The following is a 5,035-nucleotide window of genomic DNA, read 5'->3' as shown; positions in this document are numbered from 1 at the left end:
AGCAACGAAGAAACGGTAGACATTCGCATTTTTTCTAGTTCTTCATTGATAGATAAATCTTTTTCTATGAAAACACCAGAAACTGGCATAAATGCGAATGTCTACCGTTTCTTCGTTGCTTTCTGGAAGAAGAGATGTTATTGTTATTGCATCAGTTTCCTGTATTTATGGTATTGGTAATCCAAAAGAATTTCAGGATAATGTTATTCCAGTGAAAGCTGGACAACAAATATCTCGTACCAAATTTTTACATTCGTTGGTTCAAAGTTTGTATTCAAGAACGGAAGCCGATTTTAATCCTGGAAGTTTTAGAATAAAAGGTGATACAGTAGAAGTTTATCCAAGTTATGCAGATGATGGTTATCGTTTTCACTTTTTTGGAGATGAAATTGAAGAAATAGAAAGTTTCGATCTTAAAACTTCCAAAGTGGTTGAAAAATTTCAAAAATTGACTATCTACCCAGCCAATATGTTTGTGACTTCGCCAGAAACATTGCAAAATGCCATTTGGGAAATTCAGCAAGATTTGGTAAAACAAGTTACCTATTTTAATGAAATTGGTAAAAATTTGGAAGCAAAACGACTGGAAGAACGAACCAATTTTGATTTAGAAATGATTCGTGAATTGGGTTATTGCTCAGGAATCGAAAATTATTCTCGTTATCTGGATGGAAGATTGCCTGGAACAAGACCTTATTGTTTGCTAGATTATTTCCCAAAAGATTATTTAATGATTATTGATGAAAGTCACGTAACTGTTTCTCAAATTCATGCTATGTTTGGTGGCGATAGAAGCAGAAAAGAAAATTTGGTCGAATATGGTTTTCGATTGCCAGCAGCAATGGACAATCGTCCTTTGAAATTTGAAGAATTCGAATCGATGCAAAACCAAGTCATTTATGTATCGGCAACACCCGCAGATTATGAATTACAAAAAACAGAAGGCGTTGTTGTGGAGCAAGTAATTCGTCCAACTGGATTATTGGATCCAGTTATTGAAGTACGTCCAAGTTTAAATCAAATTGATGATCTAATTGAAGAAATTCAGCTTCGAGCAGAAATTGATGAACGGGTTTTGGTGACTACTCTAACCAAAAGAATGGCAGAAGAATTAGCCAAGTATTTAACAAAATTAAATATTCGTTGCAGATATATTCATTCGGAAGTAGATACTTTGGAACGAATAGAAATTATGCAAGATTTACGAAAAGGTATTTTTGACGTTTTAATCGGTGTTAATTTACTTCGTGAAGGTCTGGATTTGCCCGAAGTTTCATTGGTAGCTATTTTGGATGCAGATAAAGAAGGTTTTTTAAGAAATACAAGATCACTCACCCAAACTATAGGTCGAGCGGCAAGAAATTTAAATGGAAAAGCCATTATGTATGCCGACAAAATCACCGTAAGTATGCAAAAAACCATCGATGAAACCACTTATCGTAGAACCAAGCAAATAAATTTCAATACCGAAAATAACTTGGTTCCTATGGCACTAAATAAAAAAATTGAAAGTGCTTTTACAAAAATTCCATTAATAGATTATGAACTGGGTAACACTTCAAGAAGTATGGCAGCAGAGCCCGAAGCTGAATACTTAAGCAAGCCTGAAATCGAAAAACGCATTCGTGAAAAACGAAAAGCCATGGAAAAAGCCGCCAAAGATTTGGACTTTATGCAGGCGGCGAAATTTAGAGATGAAATTAAAGTTTTGCAGGAAAAAATTTAAACTTACAACTATTTTTTTGTGCCTTATCCAGCTTTTCGCTCTAGCCCTCATTTCAAAAGCTTTTTTTCTACTGCCATTGCAAGAGCTTCCTTTGGTCGCTTTGCCATGCCAAGAAAAAATAGCTTTTAAAATTTCGGGGCTGCCGCTGCAAACTGGGGCATGGTGGTAGTTTATAGAATTTATACATACGATAGCACGGATTATATACTCAATAGCGCGGATTTGCAATCCGTGCCCACAAAATTTCATTTCAGAATAAATCCAACAAAACAACTTCCAAATCATTATCTAAACTTGCATAATTTCAAGCAGAGCTAAAATAATAATCTTCAGGAAAACAAACAATTTTATCTTTAACTGGATTATTATGAATATAATTCACTTTTTGTTGTATAAACCAATTACTTTCCACAATTTCTGCATGATAGCCTCTTGCCACACCTTATATTGCTGATCTCGTTTTAAATGTTGAAAAGCTCTTTAAAAATACTCCAAAAGCCATTCTCACCTACTTTCTGGCTCTTCTACTATAGTTTGAATAATTTTTTTGGAAGTAAATTTTTTAAAATCTCGTATAACATCCGATAAAATAAAACGTTCTGTTCCTTTGCAAAGTAAATGAATGTGACTCGACATAATACAATAAGCATATATTTCTAGTCCCTTATGCTTTTGGCAATATTGCAATGCGCTTATGATATTGTTTTTCTGGTTGAGCCTTGTAAAAATATCTATCCATTATTGTAATAAAAAATGCTTCCTCTGTTGTTGCTTTATATTTTGTTGACATAATTTGCGTTTTTACAAAACTAAAAAAACACAATATAGAACTGTGCTTTTTAGTATTTATTTTCTTCTCTTTGTGGGCACGAATTGCAAATCCGCGCTATCGGGGTTTCGTTTTATGTCAGCTATTTCCATTGTTGATAAAATATTTATTTGCGTTAACGCATAAAATAACACAATTACGCAAATATAAACAAGCGTTAATAATTCTATTTATGAACAATCGCAAGTAAAAAGACTTAATTTAGTGCGTAATTAGTATATTTGTAGTGTTAATAAATAATATACACAAATGGATTTTCATCAAAGATTAAAGCAATTACGTACTGAAAAAGGACTTTCTAAAGGTGATTTAGCAACACTTGTTGGAGTTCATTATTCGCAAATAGGTAGATATGAAGAAAAAGGAGCAACACCTTCTGCCGACATTATGGCAAAAGTATCTAATGCACTTGGAGTGTCTTCTGATTTTTTAATGAGTGGAAGCTCTGACGATTTAGCCGATAGTTCGCTAACCGATAAAGAACTACTCAACCAATTCAAAGCAATCGAAAAGATGCAGGAAAACGATAAATCCGTAGTTAAAATTTTGATTGATGCTTTTATTACCAAAAAGAAAATTCAACAACTAGCACTATAAAAAATATTGAAAAATGGAAACGATATCTATTGATTTACTAACTAGAAAACTTAAAAATGCTCCGCAAAGTGTGTTAGAGCGCGTTATTGGTTATGTTGATGCGCTAGTAGAACCTACCACAAATGCTAAGCCTTATAACTTATCTGCAACCCAACAACAAATTTTAGACAGCCAACTCAACTCCGATAAGAGCACTTATATTGATGCCGAGCAACTTTATGATAACTTAAAAAATAAGTATGAGTTATAAGATTATTGTATCGCCTATTGCTTCCAAAAACATTGAAGATGCTGTTGAATATTATATTGAACTTTCTGATAAAAAAGTAGCCTTAAATTTCTTAAAAGATTATAAACAAACGTATAAAGCTTTACAAATAAACCCTTTTTACCAGTTTCACGATAATAAATATCGCTTTTTACCTTTTAAGAAATTCCCGTATATCGCCTTTTTTATTGTAGACGAACCTAGTAAAACGGTGTTTTTGAATGCTATTTTTAATACTTCACAAGATCCTGGAAAATATCCTGTTAGATAAAACAACAAACCACTCTCTCGAGTGGTTTAATTTTATTCTATTACAACTACTTTGTGAGTAGCTCGAACTTCATTCTCTATATATCTAACCTTATCAGTTGATATATTATCTTTAGTCAATATATCTAATAAAACATTATCATTAATGTAACCATCAATATAATGTACACCTAATTTATTAAACTTAACATCATAAAAAGGAATTGTTCTATAATTAGTTGCTCCAAAAGTATCTTTTGCAATCTTTTTTAAGTGCTTAAAATCATAATCAACTCTATCTGTTGTTGTCATCATATAAAGTATATAACGGTCTTTTTTCTTATCTCCAAAAGTTGTTGTTATAGAATCTAGAATCCCTTTGTAAACTATTTTTCCATTGTATTTTTGATTGATATGTACAGTATCAGGAAAGTGTAAATCATATGCTACTTTATTATCTGAATAAGAAGTATAGTGTTTCCCTTTAATTTTAGTCTTAGTTTCTTTCTCTTTACATGAAATATAAAACAAAAATAAAAGACATGTGAATACTGAATAAATTGATTTTAATTGTTTATTTATCATTTGATTATTACCTACGATTTAATTCTTCTGCTTTTTCTTTTGCCTTTTGAGCTCTATCGATATTTGTCTGCCTAACTTTAGCTACATCTATTTTATTTACAGTAGTGTCTTTTTCTTGTCTATGAACTTGAGCATTTGCAGAACTTCCACCTCCAACTGGTTCACTTGTAGCGTAACTTTCTGTCTTCATAGTTGTTGTTTCTGATTGAGCGCTATTTTCTTTAGCTATGTTTTTAGAAGCTGTAATTATATCTCCTTCACGACCATCAACTAAGTCTAAAAAGTCATCTAAATGCTCTACTGCTTTAACTACTTTTTCCAAAACTGTATCTGCTTTTGATATGATTTTTGTTGCTTGCCCTGAACCATTGCCCATTTTTGCAATATTGTCAGATTCTGTGGTCGTCTTTGTGGTTCCTTTTAAACCACTAGAATTTCCATCTTTTCTTCCTGTTTCTCCGCTATTCCATATAGAATTCCCATCTTTAATTCTAAAAGCTTCGGAAACATTTTTCTTAACTTCTGAAACCGTTCTGTTAACTGCATTTTTAGCAGCTGCATAGTCACTTTTGATTGTTTGCTTTACGGCAGTGAATAAACCTTTAAAGGGATTATCTGGCCACATTCCGTCAGGATCTTGGAAGTAAATAGGATTATCAAAACAATAATTATAGGGTGACCATCTGCGACCTTGTTCGGCTAATGGATCCATCTGCCAAAATCTTCCAATGGCTTGGTCATAAACTCTGTTATCATAATCGTAAACATTAAGTCCTAATTC

Annotated in this window: 6 protein-coding genes and 1 pseudogene; 4 read left to right on the top strand and 3 right to left on the bottom strand. The window is 32.5% G+C overall.

Annotation, left to right across the window (positions count from 1 at the left end; translation table 11 throughout):
- Positions 1 to 91: 91 nt before the first annotated feature.
- The gene (gene uvrB, locus RMN92_RS11625) at positions 92 to 1,726 is read left to right on the top strand and encodes an excinuclease ABC subunit UvrB (protein WP_409024863.1); all 1,635 of its coding nucleotides are present in this window, start codon (positions 92 to 94) and stop codon (positions 1,724 to 1,726) included.
- Positions 1,727 to 2,030: 304 nt separating this feature from the next.
- On the opposite strand, the pseudogene RMN92_RS11620 reads toward uvrB, so the two are convergent.
- Positions 2,031 to 2,516: pseudogene (locus tag RMN92_RS11620) on the bottom strand (REP-associated tyrosine transposase).
- A 288-nt stretch (positions 2,517 to 2,804) separates the two neighbouring features.
- Here RMN92_RS11620 and RMN92_RS11615 point away from each other — a divergent pair.
- The 3 genes from RMN92_RS11615 to RMN92_RS11605 are packed head-to-tail and all read left to right on the top strand — an operon-like array spanning position 2,805 to position 3,691.
- Positions 2,805 to 3,152, top strand: a complete 348-nt coding sequence (locus RMN92_RS11615) for a helix-turn-helix transcriptional regulator (protein ID WP_309609612.1) — start codon at positions 2,805 to 2,807, stop codon at positions 3,150 to 3,152.
- A 13-nt stretch (positions 3,153 to 3,165) separates the two neighbouring features.
- A complete protein-coding gene (locus RMN92_RS11610; protein WP_309609611.1) occupies positions 3,166 to 3,402 on the top strand; it encodes a hypothetical protein in 237 nt (78 codons plus the stop codon).
- Positions 3,392 to 3,691, top strand: a complete 300-nt coding sequence (locus RMN92_RS11605; RefSeq protein WP_309609610.1) for a type II toxin-antitoxin system RelE/ParE family toxin — start codon at positions 3,392 to 3,394, stop codon at positions 3,689 to 3,691. Before RMN92_RS11610 ends, RMN92_RS11605 begins: the two co-directional genes overlap by 11 nt.
- A 32-nt stretch (positions 3,692 to 3,723) precedes the next feature.
- On the opposite strand, the gene RMN92_RS11600 is transcribed toward RMN92_RS11605, so the two are convergent.
- Both RMN92_RS11600 and RMN92_RS11595 read right to left on the bottom strand, forming a co-directional pair.
- Positions 3,724 to 4,254: a hypothetical protein gene (locus RMN92_RS11600; protein ID WP_309609609.1), complete on the bottom strand. Its 531-nt coding sequence runs from the start codon at positions 4,252 to 4,254 to the stop codon at positions 3,724 to 3,726.
- Between the two features lie 7 nt (positions 4,255 to 4,261).
- Positions 4,262 to 5,035: RHS repeat-associated core domain-containing protein (locus RMN92_RS11595; RefSeq protein WP_309609608.1), on the bottom strand; the 774-nt coding region annotated here is incomplete at its 5' end.

It is taken from the genome of Flavobacterium sp., from assembly GCF_031363805.1.
GTDB lineage: Bacteria > Bacteroidota > Bacteroidia > Flavobacteriales > Flavobacteriaceae > Flavobacterium.
Note: the sequence above shows the minus strand (reverse complement) of the source record. Positions and strands in the feature narration are given on the sequence as shown.